This window comes from Burkholderia sp. A2, assembly GCF_001729305.1.
Classification (GTDB): Bacteria; Pseudomonadota; Gammaproteobacteria; order Burkholderiales; family Burkholderiaceae; genus Burkholderia; species Burkholderia sola.
This window is the reverse complement of the sequence record NZ_LZXX01000138.1, coordinates 202,242-217,963: the sequence shown is the minus strand read 5'-3', so window position 1 is coordinate 217,963 and position 15,722 is coordinate 202,242. Positions and strand designations below refer to the sequence as shown.

The following is a 15,722-nucleotide window of genomic DNA, read 5'->3' as shown; positions in this document are numbered from 1 at the left end:
ACGACGTTACTCGTCGTCGTCGCTCCACGGAATTTCGACGTCGGTCAGGAACGCGACGGTCGCGAGCGGGCCGCCTTCCTGGCGGCCGAGCTTGCCGTCCGCGCGATGCCATTCGACGCGGAACTGCGTGCCCGGATCGTCGGCCACCAGATAGACCGTGCGCAGTTCTTCCTTGTCGGCTTCGTCCACCGGGCCGTCGAACGACACCAGCATCTTCTGCGGCCACAGGCCGTTGACCGGATCGTAAATGCGATCGCCTTGCGGAATGTCGATGCTGGCCTCGACGCCGATCGTTGCGGATGCCTCGATGATCATCGTGCCGAGTGCGTGCAACACGGCAGTCGCCCGCGCGGAATTGGCCTGGCGGATCGCGAGATCGCCGCGCGTCAGCGCCTTTTCGAGTCGAGGATGAATCTTCGGTTGGGTCATGCGTTTTCCTGTTTGCTTCTTGTAAAGGGCGCCGCACGCATGAAGCGGCGGCGCCGGATGAATACGAATGCGACGGTTGCGCGAAGCCGGCGTGTTGCCCGCGTTGTCAGAATCCGAACGCGATCGCGAGCAAGCCGCTCACGATCCCGAATACCACGACGAGGGTCGCGACGATCGCCAGCATGTAAGGCTTGAACGAACGCGCGAGCATCGCGAGCGACGGCACGCTGATCGGCGGCAGCGTCATCAGCAGCGCGGCGGCCGGACCGACGCCCATGCCGAGCGACAGCATCGCCTGGATGATCGGCACCTCGCCGGCCGTCGGGATCACGAACAGCATGCCCGCGACCGCGAACGCGACGATCCAGCCGAGGTGATTGCCGATGTCCGGGCCGATGTGCGGAAACAGCCACGCGCGCGCGGCGCCGAGCAGCAGCACGAGCACGATGTATTCGGGCACGAGCCGCACGGCCATGCGCGCAAGCAGCTTCATCCAGCGGACGAACGGATTGCCGGCCGCGGCCTGTTCGGCCGCCAGCGCGGCGAGCTGCGCATCGTCGATGCTGCGGTCTTCGGGACGTGCGATGCGGTTCAGCAGATAGCCGATCCCGAACACCATCGCGATGCCCAGCACGAGGCGCAGCGCGCTCCAGTGCCAGCCGAGCACGAAGCCCATGAATACCAGCGCGGCCGGGTTCAGCACCGTATTGCCGAGCCAGAACGCGACCGCGCCGCCCGGCGACGCATGGCGCGCACGCAAGCCCGCGACGACCGGCGCCGCGCAGCACGTGCACATCATCCCGGGCAGCGACAGCAGCCCGCCCGCGGCGACGCTGCCGAATCCCGTGCGGCCGAGCACGCGGGCCACCCAGTGCGCGGGCAGCAGCGCCTGCACGGCCGAGCCGAGCAGCAGGCCGAGCACCATCGCCTGCCAGATCGCCTTGCCGTATGCCCATGCGTAGTCGAGCGCCGCCTTCAGCGACGGCTCGGGTGCGGCCGCCGACGTGCCCATCAGGATCGACTGGCCGATCGAATGGTGCTCGGCGGCAACGAATGCCTTGTTGTAGTACGGGAACCATTTTACGTAGAACAGTCCCGCGACCGCGATCAGCAGGAAGGTCATCCAGCCGAGGGCCGGATTGGGTTGGGTGCGTGTGGTCGTCATCGTGTAGTGATCGTCGATTGGTTTTTGTCGGTTTCGGATGTCGTTCCGGCGGCAAGCGCGGCCGATGCGGGCAATCCGGCCCGCGCGAGTTCGGCCAGCAGCGTGCGCGCCTGATCGCGCACGTCGGCCGCGTTGGGCCGGAACGTGAACGTCAGCGCGCGGTTCGGCTTGTCGTATGTCGCGCGATACGTGCGCGCGTAGGCGGGATCGTAATGTCTGTCGATCAGTTCGGTGAACAGATCGACCCGCGCGCCGGCATCGATCAGTGCCTTCCAGCGCATCACCTCTTCGCGGCTGTGCAGGCCGATCAGCCGATGAAGCTGCGCCTTGAATGCGTCCGGTTCGTCGAACAGGTGCGCGTAATCGTCGAGCAGGAACGCGATCCGCTCGTCGTGCGCCGCCTCGACCTGCACCCACGGCCCCGCGTGAAATGCCTCGATCAGCGCGATCGGCAACTGCACGAGCCCGATCCTGCGGCTTTCCGACTCGACGAACACCGGCCATTGGGGGTCGAAACGTCCAAGCGTCTCGACGAGCCCCGAATCGAACCCCTTCTGAGCCGGCTGCGGCGTGCCCGGCAGCGCGCCCAGCAGCGAGCCGCGATGGCACGCGAGCGCTTCCAGGTCGAGCGTCTGCGCGCCCACGTCGCGCAGCGCGTTCAGCAGGCGTGTCTTGCCGCAGCCCGTATGGCCGACGAGCGCGATGTAGCGAAAACGCGTCGGCAGCGAATCGAGGGTCGCGCACACCGCGCGACGGTACGCCTTGTAGCCGCCGTCGAGCTGGCGCGCCTTCCAGCCGATCAGGTTGAACCAGGTGGTCATCGAGCCCGAACGCTTGCCGCCGCGCCAGCAGTAGATCAGCGGCCGCCAGTTGCGCGGCCGGTCGGCGAACGTCGTGTCGAGATGGCGCGCGATGTTGCGCGCCACCATGGCCGCCCCGACGCGCGTCGCCTCGTACGGCGACACCTGCCGGTACATCGTGCCGACGAGCACGCGCTCTTCGTTGCTGAGCACGGGCGCGTTCAGCGCGCCGGGGATATGGTCCTCGGCGAACTCGAGCGGCGTACGCACGTCGATGATCTCGTCGAACTCGCCGGCGCGATCGAGGGTGACAATCAGGTTCTTCAATTTGGCGTCGAACAGGGGGCGATGCGGCTCGGGGAGCCGCATGGGCACGGAAGGCGGATTGACGATTATCTCACGGGCCGGCGTCCCGGGGCTCGCGCGGCAGTCGGCGACGACGACGCGGCCTGCATCGCGTCGATCAGATGGTCGCGGAACGCGCGCACCGACGCAGGCAGATCGCGGCCCGCCATCGTCTGCACCTGGATGCTGCGTTCGCGCAGTTGCGGGTTCGTCACGGGCACGACGACGAAGCCGTCCGCATCGGCGCGATCGCGCACCGACAACAACCCCGTGAACATCACCGCGCCCGTGCGGCGCACGTAGCCGTACATCGCCGCGGTGTTGTTGCTCGTCAGTTCGGGCTCGAGCAGCAGCCCGTCGAGCGCGCACGCGATGTCGATCAACTGGCGCACCGTCGTGCCGGCCTCGGGCAGCACGTGCGCGTGCCGCGCGACATCGGCAAGCGACACCGCGTCGCGCGCCGCGAGCGGATGATCGTGCCGGACCAGCGCAAAGACCGGCGCGCGCTCGGTGTGGTCGACGCGCACGCCCTTCTCCGGCGCGAGGCTGAACGTCAATGCGATGTCCGCATCGCCGTCGCGCACGCGCCGGGTTGCGTCCGCCGGCGATACGACCCATACGGTGAAATCGACGCCCGGGTGGCGCGCCTTGAAGCTCGCGAGCACGCCGGGCAGAAAATCGATCGCGAACCCTTCCGAGCACGCGATCTTCAGCAGGCTGCCGTGCAGCGCGTCGAGCCCGCCGATGTCCTTCATCACGTGCTCGGCCTCCAGCAGGCTGCGCTGCGCGAACGCCAGCAACCGCTCCCCCGCCTCCGACAGCGCCATCCCGCGCGGGCGCCGCTCGAACAGCGGCGCGCCGAGCTCGCTCTCCAGCTTCGCGATCTGGCGGCTGATCGCCGACACGGCCACGTGCAGCCGCGCGGACGCGTCGCTGATCGAGCCGGTACGCGCCACCTCGACGAAATACCGCAACGCCAGGCCATGCAGGAAAGCCGCCATCGCTCTGTCTCCGCACCGCATCCGGGTGCGCTGCTTTGCCTTTTTGGCAAAGAAAGGTTCGAAATTCGATCATTGTGACAAAAAAACCGGCTTTCTAGAATCGATCGCACTTCACGTTGCCTGCGCGGCCCGCGCGCGGCGAACCCGACCGAGGAGACACGATTTGAGCCGTACCGCCGCCATCCAGCACGCGCTGAACCAGTTCGAATCCGGTGCGTTCTTCACGACCCTGAGCCGCCGCGTCGGCCTGCGCACCGAAAGCCAGGAAAGCGGCAGCGAAGCCGCGCTGCGCGCCTATCTGACAGACGAGATCGCGCCCGAGGCCGCCCGCCTCGGTTTCACGTCGCGGATCGTCGACAACCCCGTAGACGGCGGCGGCCCGTTCCTGCTCGCATCGCGCCACGAACACGACGCGCTGCCGACCGTGCTGATCTACGGCCACGGCGACGTCGTGCGCGGCTACGACGCGCAGTGGCGCGCGCCGCTGTCGCCGTGGACGCTGACGGCCGACGGCGACCGCTGGTACGGCCGCGGCAGCGCCGACAACAAGGGCCAGCACACGATCAACCTGGCCGCGCTGGCGAGCGTGCTCGAGGCGCGCGGCGGCCGGCTCGGCTTCAACGCGAAGCTGCTGATCGAGATGGGCGAGGAAACCGGCTCGCCGGGCCTCGACGCGCTGTGCCGCCAGGAGCGCGACGCGCTCGCGGCCGACGTGCTGATCGCGTCCGACGGCCCGCGCATCGCCGCCGCACGCCCGACGGTCTTCCTCGGCTCGCGCGGCGCGGTCAACTTCAGGCTGAGCCTGCGCGCCCGTGATGGCGCGCATCATTCCGGCAACTGGGGCGGACTGCTGCGCAATCCGGCGATCGTGCTCGCGCATGCGCTCGCGAGCCTCGTCGACGCGCGCGGCGCGATTCGCGTCGCGGGGCTGCGCCCGCCGCCGATCCCGGCCGCGGTGCGCGACGCGCTCGCCGATCTTTCCGTCGGCGGCGGCCCCGGCGACCCGGCGCTCGACGCCGACTGGGGCGAGCCCGGGCTGTCCGCGGCCGAGCGCGTGTTCGGCTGGAACACGTTAGAGATCCTCGCGTTCAAGGCCGGCAATCCTGAGCACCCCGTCAACGCGATCCCGCCCGCCGCGTATGCGCACTGCCAGCTGCGCTTCGTCGTCGGCACCGACTGGGAAGCGCTGAAGGCGCACCTGCGTGCGCACCTCGACACGCACGGCTTCGCCGACATCGAGATCGACGTCGAGCGCGGCGCGCCGGCAACGCGCGTGCCCCCGGACGATCCGTGGGTTCGCTGGGCCGTCGCGTCGCTCGCGCGCACCACCGGCAAGAAGCCCGCGATCCTGCCGAATCTCGGCGGCACGCTGCCGAACGAGGTGTTCGCCGACACGCTCGGGCTGCCGACGCTGTGGGTGCCGCACTCGTACCCGGCGTGCTCGCAGCACGCGCCCGACGAGCACCTGCTCGCGAGCGTCGTCAGCGAAGGGCTGCAGATGATGGCCGGCCTCTTCTGGGATCTCGGCGACGACGCGCCGTCCGTTCGCCGCGCGGCATCCGCCGCGGCCGGCGCCGCCCTGTAACGCGCTTCGCCCCTTTCACGGGACCTGCATACATGATGAATACGACCACCCTCACCGCGCAGGACGCCGCGCGCCCGAGCGCCGCGAAAATCCGGCGCATCATCTTCGCGGCGTCGATCGGCAACGCGCTCGAATGGTTCGACCTGATCGTCTACGGCTTCTTCGCGGTCACGATCGCCAAGCTGTTCTTCCCCGCCACGAGCGAAGCGACGTCGCTGATGCTGACGCTCGGCACGTTCGGGCTGTCCTACCTGATCCGGCCGATCGGCGGCTTCGTGCTCGGCGCGTACGCCGATCGCGCGGGCCGCAAGGCGTCGCTGCTATTGTCGATCGCGATGATGATGGCCGGCACGCTGCTGATCGCGCTGATGCCGACCTACGCATCGATCGGCATTCTCGCGCCGCTCGGGATCATGCTGTCGCGGCTGATGCAGGGCTTTTCCGCGGGCGGCGAATTCGCGAGTTCGACCGCATTTCTCGTCGAACACGCGCCGCAGCGCCGCGGTTTCATGTCGAGCTGGCAGTTCGCGAGCCAGGGCCTCGCGACGTTGCTCGCGTCGGGCTTCGGCGCGCTGCTGACGGCCACGCTGACCTCCGCGCAACTCGAAAGCTGGGGCTGGCGCGTGCCGTTCCTGTTCGGGCTCGCGATCGGCCCGGTCGGGCTGTATATCCGCCGCTACGTCGACGAAGGCGTCGAGTTCAAGACGCAGGCGCGCTCCGAGGCGCCGGTGCGCGAGCTGTTCGCGGACCAGAAGTTGCGGCTGCTGCTGTCGATCGGCGCGCTCGTGATCTCGACCGCGATCAACTACATGATCCTGTACATGCCCACCTACGCGATCAAGCAGCTCGGCTTGCCTGCATCGACGGGCTTCGCGGCGACGCTCGCGACCGGCTTCGTGCTGACGCTCGTCACGCCGGTCGTCGGCCACCTGTCCGACCGCACCGGCCGGATCCGCATGATGGCGGTCGCGGCCGTGCTGATGCTCCTGACCGTGTGGCCGACGTTCGCGTGGCTCACGCGCCATGCGTCGTTCGCGACGATGCTCGCCGCGCTGATCTGGATCGGGGTGCTGAAGGCGATGTACTGCGGCGCGCTGCCGGCGCTGATGGCCGAACTGTTTCCGTCGCAGACGCGCGCCACCGGGCTCGCGGTCAGCTACAACACCGGCGTCACGCTGTTCGGCGGCTTCGCGCCGTTCGTCATCACCTGGCTGATCAGCGCGACCGGCAACCGGCTGTCGCCCGCGCTCTATCTGATGGGATGCGCGCTGCTGAGCCTCGCCGCGCTGTTCGTCGCGCGCACGCGGCTGAAGATGCGCTGACACGAGAAACGACGGCGCGGCACGGCGCTGCCGCAACCGCTCGACTTGGCCCGTCGCGGCATTGCTGTCGCGCGGGCCGCGTGCCGTTTACGGCGCCGGATTCGGCTGCCGTTCGTGCAATGCGTCGATCTCGGCGAGGACCTCGTCGGACAGCGTCACGTCGATGCTGCCGATGTTCTCCTTCAACTGCTCGAGCGACGTCGCGCCGATCAGGTTGCTGCGCACGAACGGGCGGCTGTTGACGAACGCGAGCGCCAGTTGCGCGGGCGACAGCCCGTGACGCCGCGCGAGCGCGACGTAACGCGACGTCGCCTCGACGGCGTGCGGCTTGCTGTAGCGCTGGAAGCGCTCGAACAGCGTGATGCGCGCACCGGCCGGACGCGCGCCGTTCTCGTACTTGCCGGACAGCCAGCCGAACGCGAGCGGCGAATAGGCGAGCAGGCCGACGCCATCGCGATGCGTGAATTCCGACAACCCGTTCTCGAACGTGCGGTTCAGCAGGCTGTACGGGTTCTGGATGCTCGCGATGCGTGGCAGCCCAAGCCGCTCGGCCGCGCGCAGGAACTGCGCGACACCCCATGGCGTTTCGTTCGACACGCCGATCGCACGCACCTTGCCGGCCTTCACGAATTCCGCGAGCACGCCGAGCGTTTCGTCGATCGGCACCGTGTACGCGTCGTCGACCCATGGATACGCGGGCCGGCCGAACGTGGTCGTGCTGCGATCGGGCCAGTGCAGCTGGTACAGATCGACGTAGTCGGTCTGCAGGCGCTTGAGGCTGCCGTCGAGTGCTTCGGTCAGGTTCTTGCGGTCGAACTGGTTGCCCTCGCCGCGAATATGGCGCGGATTGTGCGGCTGCCGCGCCGGCCCCGCTATCTTCGTCGCGAGCACGATACGGTCGCGCTGCGCGCGATGCTGCGCGATCCAGGTGCCGATGTATTGCTCGGTGCGGCCCTGCGTGTCGGGCTTCGGCGGCACCGGATACATCTCCGCGGCGTCGATCAGCGTCACGCCCTGCCCGAGCGCGTAGTCGATCTGCTCGTGCGCGTCGCGCTCCGAATTCTGCTCGCCCCACGTCATCGTGCCGAGACCGATCAGGCTGACCTCGATACCCGAATCGCCGAGTGTGCGGTATTCCATGCTGTTCCTGTCGCGTCGGTGGAAAGCAGGAAAGCTATCACATTGACGCAACTGCTTCACGCAGGCGCGGCGCACGCTTACAGGCGGCCTCCAGCGCTGCCCCGAGCGTTCGCGCGCCCGCCCGGATGCGGCCGCGCTCCGTCACTGCGGTCGCTGGATGAAGCAGGTTGCCGACGCATGCGCGACGATCTTGTCATCCGGTGTCTTCAGCGTGCCCTCCGCCACGCCCAGCGAACGCGACAGGTGAATCACGCGCCCTTCCGCGATGAGATCGACGTCGCGCGGCACCGGCCGCAGCATCTTCACGTGCAGATCGACGGTGCCGTAACCGACGCCCGCGTCGAGCATCGAATGCACCGCGCATCCGGTGACCGAATCGAGCACCGTCGCGGCGAACCCGCCGTGCACGCCGCCCAACGGGTTCAGGTGCCGGTCGTCCGCCCGCGCCGAAAACTTCACGTAACCGAGCTCGACGTCGAGCGGGCGCATCGGGATCGTCTCGGAAATCGACGCAAGGGGCGCGTCTCCCGACGCGGCGGCACGCAGCAGATCGAGGCCAGACAGGGAAAGCGGATTCATCGGGTTGTCTCCGGGTTGAAAGCGCGTCGCCGCGCGAGTAAGTTCTAAATTGGAACTCATTATTGTCAACGAGGCCGGCCGTTGTCAACGCGGCTGCGCCCGTTGCGACCGAAGGCGGGTTCTATAATCGAACCCGCTATTTCGCTGAACCGCCGCAAGACCGCCGCAACAGGCAAGAGACTCGACGATGAAATGGGATGACATCGGCACGCTGAACTGTTCGGTCGCGCGCACGCTCGCCGTGCTCGGCGACCGCTGGACCATGCTGATCCTGCGCAACGCGTTCCTCGGCTGCCGCCGCTTCGACGCGTTCCAGGCCCAGCTTGGCCTGACTCGCCACGTGCTGGCCGAACGGCTCGCGCGGCTCGTCGACGAAGGCGTGCTCGTCAAGCGCGCGTATCAGGAGCGCCCGCCGCGCTTCGAATACCGGCTGACGGAAAAGGGCATCGATCTCTATCCGGCCCTGCTCGCGCTGATGGCGTGGGGCGATCGCTGGAAGGACGACGGCCAGGGGCCGCCGGTGCAATTACGCCACCGGGCCTGCGGCCAGCTGATGCACGCGGTGACCGTATGCTCGGCCTGTGGCGAACCGCTCGACGCGCGCGACGTGCAGCCCGAGCCGGGGCCCGGATGGATCGCGCCCGACGGGGCCGAGGCGTCCGCATCCACGGATTGACGATGCGTTGCGCGCGGATGTCGTTCCGATGCGCCCGCTGGACATACGCGTGGGCGACAGGACGCGTCGAGTCGCAGCCAGCCCGCCCGGGCGCACGCATTGCTCGCACGCGGGTGCAACGGCAATCGCAATCGCATGCCATCGCCGGCGCTGTCGCTATGCGTTGATCGCCCCGCTCGCCCGCACACGCTGTACAACGCAACTTTGCGTCACGCTCTCCACGCCTGCCGATCACTGCGCGCGCCCTTGCTTCGCATCCGCGCGTGACCGGGCCGCCACGCGTGCGTTACACTCACGGCCCGCTGTCTCGAAATTATTCGCTGTCCAAGATGTTGTCGCGCAATCGCCTCGCCGCCGCCTGTCTCGCCGCTTCCCTGCTCGCCACACCCTTCGCCGCGTTCGGCAAGACGCAAAGCGAATCGCTGCTCCAGCAAGCGATCGATCTCGTGTCGCGATGGCTACCGGCCCCCACTCACGAAGCCCCCGCGACCCAGGTCGTCGAATCGGCATTCTCGCCCGACGGCGGCGCCGAGGCGCTCGTGCTGAAAGCGATCGGGGCGGCGCGCAGCTCGATCCGGGTCGCCGCGTACTCGTTCACGTCGCCGCCCGTCGCGCGCGCGCTGCTTGCCGCCAAGCGCCGCGGCGTCAACGTCGCGGTGGTCGTCGACGACAAGGGCAACCGCGCGAAGAGCAGCAAGCAGGCATTGAACCTGCTCGTCAACGCGGGCATCCCGACGCGCACGATCGACGCCTATGCGATCCATCACGACAAGTACCTCGTGATCGACGCCGAGCACGTCGAAACGGGTTCGTTCAACTACAGTGCGTCGGCGGCCAGCCGCAATTCCGAGAACGTCGTCGTGGTCTGGAACAATCCGCAACTCGCGTCACGCTACCTCACGCACTGGCAAAGCCGCTTCGACCAGGGCACGCCGTACCGCTCCAGCTATTGACGCGCGACACGCGCTTCCTCCTGGCGCTCGCCCCCTCGCATTCTTGCCGCCGTGTTGCAGATGATCGGCGAGCATGGCGCGATGTTCAATTCGGCCGAATGGCCAGCGCACCGCGTCGCGAAGCGCCCTTCACGCCCGACGCACCGCGTTCAATGGATTTCAGCGCCCCGCCCGGTCGCGACGCCCGCATGCGCGCTCGCCACGCAGCGGCTCGCGCGCCCGTCCGCGCCGCTGACCGCATTCGCCGAGCGCCCGCGGTCGCCCATCGGCAGCACGGTGCGCACGCAATCGGTGCTGAACGTCAGCGTGTTCTGAACCAGCGGGTAAAGGAGATACAGCGCGAACGCGAGATAGCCCGCGTACAGAATTCGAACCATGGTGCGATCGGATGAGATGGGATGAACGATTGGACTCGTCGTGTTTACGGCAGGCCGACGCGCCCCCTTGAGGCATCGCGTGTCCGATTCCGCATCGGGACGAAACGCGCGCCGAGGCCTCCCGCCTCTTGCCGCACTTCACCAACACCCGCGAACCCGATCAGCGCCACGGCGGGACTTGCAGCGTGGCGATGCATCCGGGAATGCGCGATACTGTCAGACATATGCCCGATGACCGGCCCGATGGCCGGGACAAGAGACCAGGCCTATGCAAATCGCACCGAAACCGGCCGACGAGGCGGCTCGGCTCGATACGCTTCATTCGCTCTCGATCCTCGATACGCCGCCCGAAGAGCGCTTCGATCGCCTGACACGTCTCGCGCGACGGCTGTTCGACGTACCGATCGCCCTCGTCAGCCTCGTTGACGAGAATCGCCAGTGGTTCAAGAGTCATGCGGGACTCGACGCCACGCAGACGCCGCGCGACGTGTCCTTCTGCGCGCACGCGCTGCTCGCGGGCGATACGATGGTGATCCAGGATGCGCGGAACGACGATCGCTTCCACGATAACCCGCTCGTCACCGGCACGCCGGGCATCCGCTTCTATGCCGGCCGGCCGCTCGCCGCACCGAACGGCGCGCCCATCGGCACGCTGTGCCTGATCGACACGCGGCCCCGCTCGCTCGACGCCGACGAACTCGCGCTGCTCGGCGATCTGGCCCACATGACCGAGCGCGAGATCGCCGCGCTGCATTTCGCGACCACCGACGAACTCACGCAGCTGACGAACCGGCGCGGCTTCGAGATTCTGGCCCGGCATGTGCTGAGCCTGTGCGATCGCGTCGGCCGTCACGCCGTGCTGCTGTTCTTCGACCTGAACGATTTCAAGACGATCAACGACCGCTTCGGCCATGCCGAGGGCGATCGCGCACTCAAGGCGTTCGCCGAAACGTTGACGAGCGCGCTGCGCGACAGCGACGTCATCGCACGACTCGGCGGCGACGAGTTCGTCGTGCTGTTGAGCGCCACCGATGCGGCCGATGTCGCCGAGCCCGTCGAACGCGTGACGCAGGCGCTCGCGCAGCGCAACGCAGCCGACGCACGCGGCTACGCGATCCGCTTCAGCGTCGGGCACGTTGCCTATGATCCCGCCTGCCATCGCACCGTCGCGGACCTGCTGGCCTCGGCCGATCGGAGGATGTACGAACACAAGCAGCGCGGCAGGACGGCCGGCGCATGACCGTCGACGAGCCAGGCCGACGCGGCGCAATCAAGCCGCCGCGCCGCCGCCCGGCCGCGCTCGTGTGTCGGTTCAACTGCCGCAGGGCGGCGCGCTGGCCATTGCGTCCGCGATCTGCTCGGGTGTCAGATCGCGCTGATGCGTCGCCAGCGACCAGCGATGCCCGAACGGATCCTCGACCTGCCCGTAACGATCGCCCCAGAACATGTCGGCGGCCGGAATCGTGACCGTCGCGCCGGCCGCGACCGCCTTTTCGATCGCCGCATCGGTGTCCGGCACGTACAGATGCAGGCAGACGGGCGTGCCTTTCAGCGCCTTCGGCCCCAGCGCACCGTGCTCGGGCATTTCATCGACCAGCATCAGCGTCGAATCGCCAATCGCGAGGCACGCATGCGCGAGCCGGCCATCGGGCATCGCGAGGCGAAATTGTTCAGTCGCGTTGAATGCACGCTTGTAGAAGTCGATGGCTGCGGTTGCGCCCGCACAGATCAGATGCGGGGTCAGCGTACGCATCCCTTCCGGGATCGGCTTGACGGACGTGGGCATGGTGTCGCTCCTTGAGTCGGTTGTCGTATCGAAAATCGGGACGGACGCGCGATGCGCACGCCTCCGATGCTACGACGGACGACTCCCGCGGAAATCGACACGGTGCCCGGGATTTTTTTGTTTGCTCAAGTGACGCGGCGCGCCGGACGCCGCGTCGGGCATCATCGGCCCGTTCGGTCGGCCGGTTCGTCCGGCGGGCCGAACTGCCGACGGCAAGTCTCCAGCAACGCGGCGACCGCGTCGAGCGGAAGATCGGCAAACCGGGCGATCGGCAGCATCACGCCGCCCGGCACCTTCGTACGGGAAGAATGTACGGAGAACTGGTAGCCGATGTAACGATTACCGGCGACGCTGACGATCCGGAATTCAGCGACGTCGCGCCACGGCGTGACGGTTTTTTCGCGGGCAGAACCGATCAGCCGGAAGCCCGTCTCGTCGACCTGCAGCGCCAGCTTGCGCCGCGACGAGACGAACAACGCGGCACTGGCAAGCCCCAGCAACGCGGCCATCGCCGCTACCGGCCAGAGCGTCGGGGCGGCCACGTAACCGCACAGGCTCGCCGCGGCCAGCCCCGCACATCCTGCCGCCCTGCTTTTCAGGCTTCGGCTGTCGACCGCAAGCGTCACCGGCAACGCGCCGATGACCGTTCCCGCAACGGGATCGACGTGCCAGCCGGAATCCGTCGTTTCGCGTTCGTCGTTCATTGCACGCCGGCTCGTGTCGACGGCCGCCGGTCCATCGACGCGGGCGGCATGTCGGGACTTCGATTCCGTTTGCACGCATCAGGCGTCATTGCGCCGACGTCGGTCAATGGCATACGTTGACGGTACCGTTGGTCGTGCATTGACCGACGGCCCAGTGGCTCTGCCCGGCCAGACGGGGCGCGACGCCCATGCCGCGAATCGGCGCGGCCGGCGGCGACGATGCGGGAACGGTCGTCGACGCAGTCTCGGGCGACGGTTGCACGGGCGTCGGCCCGGACGCGGTCTGGCAGGCGGCAAGCGCCAGACAAAACGCGAATGCCGGCGGGAAGATGGCGAATCTGGACATGGTCGTGGGCGCGTTCGCGCGATTCGGTTTGGGTAACGGCTTGCGGTCAGATCTGCGGCAGATCGCGCAACGTGCGCGACTCGCTCGTTGCGTCGATGTCGAGCTCGATGCCTTCCGATGCATCGCGATACAGCACGCGTTTCAGCCTGGGCCCGATCGCCGTGGTGTCCGATGCCGAGAAGATCGCGCGGACATCGTTACCGGATGCGAGCGCGCGCGCCACGTCCGCCACCGGGGCCTCGCGGGGCGTCGCCGCCCACGAGCGATCGGCCGGGTTCACGGCCGCCCAGCGCACGTGCGTCACGCGCGCGCTGAGCGGATCGATTCGGACACCATTCACCGCGAACGTCGACATCGGCATCTCCTTTGAATTTTTTACGGCCGGCCGCATGCATGCGGCGCGCTGCGAACAGCCCGGATCCAGCGTGCGCGGCGCGCACGGCCCGCGATCAGGGGCGCGGGTCCGGCCAACGGGATTTTCGATGATACATTGGGACGCTTTGCAACCGTCAACAGACAATCGTGTACGGGAGAAACACATGAGCGACGCCTGGGGAACCTTCCCTGCCAGAATGGGCGACCATCAGGCTTTCATCAGCTTCAACCACGGCTTTGCGGAAATCGCCGAAGGCGATCCGCGCACGTCGCTGCTCAGCGTGCGCGTCCCCTTTGCGCGTCCGTCGCCCGAAGGTCTGCCGGCTGGCGACGAATTCGCCGATCTCGCGAAGATCGAGGATCTGCTCGACGCCGCGATCGTCGCGAAAGGCGGCGTGCAGGTCGGCCGTATCACCGTCGACAGCAACCGGGATTTTCTCTTCTACGTACCGTTCGACGAAGAGGCGGCCGCGGAGATCGTCGACTCGCTGGCCGACCAGACGACCTATGCGCTTCAGTACGCGCATCAGGACGACCCGGACAAGACGACATACTGGCAGACGCTCTACCCGACCGACGACGACTGGCAGATCATGCGCGACATGCGCACGCTGGATGCGCTGCGGCAGCAAGGCGACGCGCCCGACGTGAGCCGGCGCGTGATGCACTGGGCGTACTTTCCCGACCCGAGCGACGCGCACCAGTTCGCGGACTGGGCCGAAGCAAAAGGCTATCCGGTGGAGTCGGTGGCGCCGACCGAGGACGGCAAGTCGGCGGTACGGTTTTCGCACGAGGGCACAATGGCGCTCGCCGACATCACGCGCCACACGATCGCGCTCAATCGCGAGGTGCGCGCGCTCGGCGGGGACTACGACGGATGGGAAACCAGCGTCGAACAGGCCGGCTGAGCGGAGCGCCATGCCCATGACGCGCGATGTGACGTCATGCAGGCGACGCAAAAAACATCCCGGCAGCGCGGTGACGCGCCGCCGGGACAAGGCATCGCCGGCAAAGACCGGCGATGGGCCTGAGGGTTCGCTCAGGCACGAGGAAAGCAATTCGTACGGATCGGGCGAACGGATGTCGGGGTGCGAACGTGTGCCGTCGCGCAGCCCGCCGAACGCCTGTCCGGTTCCGCCGACGCAACCTTCCGGCGTCGGGGGGCAAAAAGCCCCCGCTCCTGCACGAGCGAGCGGGGAAATGGTTGACCGGGCCGGGGAAGAACGGCCAACCGGTCAAATTGTGATCGCGGGTCGCGCGACGGTCTGTGCGGCAACTCACCCTTTAGTGACAATGTGGCGGCAACCGGCATGCTCGCGTGCCGGCGAATACCGTCATGATTCAAGCGCGACGCCTTGTTTGCCGGCCGCTTTGACGAGGAGCCGGCGACAGCGTCGCCTTTTCATTTCAGCGTTTTATCTTGTTTTAATTCAAGTCGATCTTTCAGACCCGGGCGCAGTTTCCGGTAAGCCGCGGATATTGTCAAAGCAGGATTATTCTATTTTTTGCGCAATGCAATTCTCGCCTCATTTTTCGAACGGAATTTCTCGCGCGCAATGATCTGCGTCACGAAACCACGAGTTCGTCGCTACAACGCGCCACTGGAAAACCAGTCGGCAACCATATCGATCCAGTCCAGATTGCCGACGATTTCAATAGCGGCGTCGCCGACGATTTCGGCGGTCGACAGATCTGCCGCCGCCACGCCGGTTGCCACCGCGCGCGCCTTCGCAATCTCGGTCGAAGGGACGGGCCTCGGATCGGCAAGCCGCGCCAGCCAGTCGACGATATTGGCACGCGCGTCCTCCTCATCGGCGAAGTCGTTTCGCTCGAGAAAACGATCGAACACGATCCATCCGAGCGTCTTGCCGCGCACTTCGGATTCGAGCTGCCTGTCGACAACGGCGGTACGGCCGGACTCCGTGATTTCGAGCGTTGCCGTGAAGCAGTAATCGAGATAGTCGATCTCGAGTTTCGACGACCTGGCCTCTCCGTTCAATGTGCCCTCTCAATTTTCATGATGCCCGTTGCCTGACGCGTGCTTCGCCACCCAGTATGAATCTTGCGTGAATTTCGCGCAGGGCTTCATTCTCGCTGGCCGTATCGCGATATTGTCGCGGCCTGTCGACGCGGACCGTC

Annotated in this window: 18 protein-coding genes; 6 read left to right on the top strand and 12 right to left on the bottom strand. The window is 67.3% G+C overall.

Features of this window, described 5'->3' with window-relative positions:
- Positions 1 to 6 precede the first annotated feature (6 nt).
- The 4 genes from A9Z05_RS31230 to A9Z05_RS31215 form a co-directional block, all read right to left on the bottom strand.
- Positions 7 to 429 (bottom strand): hypothetical protein, encoded by a 423-nt coding sequence (locus A9Z05_RS31230; protein WP_069621435.1) that lies wholly within the window; start codon positions 427 to 429, stop codon positions 7 to 9.
- A 106-nt stretch (positions 430 to 535) separates the two neighbouring features.
- On the bottom strand, positions 536 to 1,594 hold the full coding sequence (locus A9Z05_RS31225; protein WP_027809855.1) for a permease: 1,059 nt from the start codon (positions 1,592 to 1,594) through the stop codon (positions 536 to 538).
- The gene (gene mnmH / locus A9Z05_RS31220; protein ID WP_069621473.1) at positions 1,591 to 2,721 is read right to left on the bottom strand and encodes a tRNA 2-selenouridine(34) synthase MnmH; all 1,131 of its coding nucleotides are present in this window, start codon (positions 2,719 to 2,721) and stop codon (positions 1,591 to 1,593) included. Before mnmH ends, A9Z05_RS31225 begins: the two co-directional genes overlap by 4 nt.
- Positions 2,722 to 2,786: 65 nt before the next feature.
- Positions 2,787 to 3,740, bottom strand: coding sequence for a LysR substrate-binding domain-containing protein (locus A9Z05_RS31215; protein ID WP_069621434.1), 954 nt, complete (start codon positions 3,738 to 3,740; stop codon positions 2,787 to 2,789).
- A 163-nt stretch (positions 3,741 to 3,903) separates the two neighbouring features.
- Here A9Z05_RS31215 and A9Z05_RS31210 point away from each other — a divergent pair, with 163 nt between their 5' ends.
- Together A9Z05_RS31210 and A9Z05_RS31205 are read left to right on the top strand one after the other, a co-directional pair.
- Complete coding sequence (locus A9Z05_RS31210) at positions 3,904 to 5,325, top strand: M20 family metallopeptidase (RefSeq protein WP_069621433.1); 1,422 nt, start codon at positions 3,904 to 3,906, stop codon at positions 5,323 to 5,325.
- A 35-nt stretch (positions 5,326 to 5,360) separates the two neighbouring features.
- Entirely contained in the window at positions 5,361 to 6,647 is a 1,287-nt protein-coding gene (locus tag A9Z05_RS31205) for an MFS transporter (protein ID WP_069621472.1), read from the top strand.
- 87 nt (positions 6,648 to 6,734) lie between these two features.
- Here A9Z05_RS31205 and A9Z05_RS31200 read toward each other — a convergent pair whose 3' ends face one another.
- Together A9Z05_RS31200 and A9Z05_RS31195 are read right to left on the bottom strand one after the other, a co-directional pair.
- Positions 6,735 to 7,787 carry an NADP(H)-dependent aldo-keto reductase gene (locus A9Z05_RS31200; RefSeq protein ID WP_069621432.1) on the bottom strand — a complete coding sequence of 351 codons (1,053 nt, stop codon included), beginning with the start codon at positions 7,785 to 7,787 and terminating at the stop codon, positions 6,735 to 6,737.
- 141 nt (positions 7,788 to 7,928) lie between these two features.
- A complete protein-coding gene (locus A9Z05_RS31195; RefSeq protein ID WP_069621431.1) occupies positions 7,929 to 8,366 on the bottom strand; it encodes a PaaI family thioesterase in 438 nt (145 codons plus the stop codon).
- 187 nt (positions 8,367 to 8,553) lie between these two features.
- On the opposite strand from A9Z05_RS31195, the gene A9Z05_RS31190 reads away from it, so the two are divergent.
- Both A9Z05_RS31190 and A9Z05_RS31185 read left to right on the top strand, forming a co-directional pair.
- Positions 8,554 to 9,042: a helix-turn-helix domain-containing protein gene (locus A9Z05_RS31190; RefSeq protein WP_069621430.1), complete on the top strand. Its 489-nt coding sequence runs from the start codon at positions 8,554 to 8,556 to the stop codon at positions 9,040 to 9,042.
- A gap of 329 nt (positions 9,043 to 9,371) precedes the next feature.
- Positions 9,372 to 9,995, top strand: a complete 624-nt coding sequence (locus A9Z05_RS31185; RefSeq protein ID WP_027784365.1) for a phospholipase D family protein — start codon at positions 9,372 to 9,374, stop codon at positions 9,993 to 9,995.
- A 149-nt stretch (positions 9,996 to 10,144) separates the two neighbouring features.
- Here A9Z05_RS31185 and A9Z05_RS31180 read toward each other — a convergent pair whose 3' ends face one another.
- Positions 10,145 to 10,372 (bottom strand): hypothetical protein, encoded by a 228-nt coding sequence (locus tag A9Z05_RS31180; protein WP_069621429.1) that lies wholly within the window; start codon positions 10,370 to 10,372, stop codon positions 10,145 to 10,147.
- Positions 10,373 to 10,640: 268 nt separating this feature from the next.
- Here A9Z05_RS31180 and A9Z05_RS31175 point away from each other — a divergent pair, with 268 nt between their 5' ends.
- Positions 10,641 to 11,612, top strand: coding sequence for a diguanylate cyclase (locus A9Z05_RS31175; RefSeq protein WP_069621428.1), 972 nt, complete (start codon positions 10,641 to 10,643; stop codon positions 11,610 to 11,612).
- A 72-nt stretch (positions 11,613 to 11,684) separates the two neighbouring features.
- Here the strand turns inward: A9Z05_RS31175 and A9Z05_RS31170 are convergent, their stop codons facing one another.
- The 4 genes from A9Z05_RS31170 to A9Z05_RS31155 all read right to left on the bottom strand — a co-directional run bounded on the left by A9Z05_RS31170 (position 11,685) and on the right by A9Z05_RS31155 (position 13,563).
- Positions 11,685 to 12,158: a VOC family protein gene (locus tag A9Z05_RS31170; protein WP_069621427.1), complete on the bottom strand. Its 474-nt coding sequence runs from the start codon at positions 12,156 to 12,158 to the stop codon at positions 11,685 to 11,687.
- A 161-nt stretch (positions 12,159 to 12,319) separates the two neighbouring features.
- Positions 12,320 to 12,862 (bottom strand): aspartyl-tRNA synthetase, encoded by a 543-nt coding sequence (locus A9Z05_RS31165; protein ID WP_069621426.1) that lies wholly within the window; start codon positions 12,860 to 12,862, stop codon positions 12,320 to 12,322.
- A 103-nt stretch (positions 12,863 to 12,965) separates the two neighbouring features.
- Positions 12,966 to 13,208: a hypothetical protein gene (locus A9Z05_RS31160; protein WP_069621425.1), complete on the bottom strand. Its 243-nt coding sequence runs from the start codon at positions 13,206 to 13,208 to the stop codon at positions 12,966 to 12,968.
- A 46-nt stretch (positions 13,209 to 13,254) separates the two neighbouring features.
- Positions 13,255 to 13,563 carry a hypothetical protein gene (locus A9Z05_RS31155; protein WP_011545327.1) on the bottom strand — a complete coding sequence of 103 codons (309 nt, stop codon included), beginning with the start codon at positions 13,561 to 13,563 and terminating at the stop codon, positions 13,255 to 13,257.
- Between the two features lie 184 nt (positions 13,564 to 13,747).
- Here A9Z05_RS31155 and A9Z05_RS31150 point away from each other — a divergent pair, with 184 nt between their 5' ends.
- Entirely contained in the window at positions 13,748 to 14,491 is a 744-nt protein-coding gene (locus A9Z05_RS31150) for a DUF695 domain-containing protein (RefSeq protein WP_069621424.1), read from the top strand.
- 680 nt (positions 14,492 to 15,171) lie between these two features.
- On the opposite strand, the gene A9Z05_RS31145 is transcribed toward A9Z05_RS31150, so the two are convergent.
- Complete coding sequence (locus A9Z05_RS31145; protein WP_069621423.1) at positions 15,172 to 15,582, bottom strand: hypothetical protein; 411 nt, start codon at positions 15,580 to 15,582, stop codon at positions 15,172 to 15,174.
- Positions 15,583 to 15,722 lie beyond the last annotated feature (140 nt).

Coding starts and splice junctions, on each gene's coding strand:
- A9Z05_RS31230 (WP_069621435.1), bottom strand. CDS start 429: ATGACCCAACCGAAGATTCATCCTCGACTCGAAAAGGCGCTGACGCGC.
- A9Z05_RS31225 (WP_027809855.1), bottom strand. CDS start 1,594: ATGACGACCACACGCACCCAACCCAATCCGGCCCTCGGCTGGATGACC.
- A9Z05_RS31215 (WP_069621434.1), bottom strand. CDS start 3,740: ATGGCGGCTTTCCTGCATGGCCTGGCGTTGCGGTATTTCGTCGAGGTG.
- A9Z05_RS31205 (WP_069621472.1), top strand. CDS start 5,361: ATGAATACGACCACCCTCACCGCGCAGGACGCCGCGCGCCCGAGCGCC.
- A9Z05_RS31200 (WP_069621432.1), bottom strand. CDS start 7,787: ATGGAATACCGCACACTCGGCGATTCGGGTATCGAGGTCAGCCTGATC.
- A9Z05_RS31195 (WP_069621431.1), bottom strand. CDS start 8,366: ATGAATCCGCTTTCCCTGTCTGGCCTCGATCTGCTGCGTGCCGCCGCG.
- A9Z05_RS31190 (WP_069621430.1), top strand. CDS start 8,554: ATGAAATGGGATGACATCGGCACGCTGAACTGTTCGGTCGCGCGCACG.
- A9Z05_RS31185 (WP_027784365.1), top strand. CDS start 9,372: ATGTTGTCGCGCAATCGCCTCGCCGCCGCCTGTCTCGCCGCTTCCCTG.
- A9Z05_RS31180 (WP_069621429.1), bottom strand. CDS start 10,372: ATGGTTCGAATTCTGTACGCGGGCTATCTCGCGTTCGCGCTGTATCTC.
- A9Z05_RS31175 (WP_069621428.1), top strand. CDS start 10,641: ATGCAAATCGCACCGAAACCGGCCGACGAGGCGGCTCGGCTCGATACG.
- A9Z05_RS31170 (WP_069621427.1), bottom strand. CDS start 12,158: ATGCCCACGTCCGTCAAGCCGATCCCGGAAGGGATGCGTACGCTGACC.
- A9Z05_RS31165 (WP_069621426.1), bottom strand. CDS start 12,862: ATGAACGACGAACGCGAAACGACGGATTCCGGCTGGCACGTCGATCCC.
- A9Z05_RS31160 (WP_069621425.1), bottom strand. CDS start 13,208: ATGTCCAGATTCGCCATCTTCCCGCCGGCATTCGCGTTTTGTCTGGCG.
- A9Z05_RS31155 (WP_011545327.1), bottom strand. CDS start 13,563: ATGTCGACGTTCGCGGTGAATGGTGTCCGAATCGATCCGCTCAGCGCG.
- A9Z05_RS31150 (WP_069621424.1), top strand. CDS start 13,748: ATGAGCGACGCCTGGGGAACCTTCCCTGCCAGAATGGGCGACCATCAG.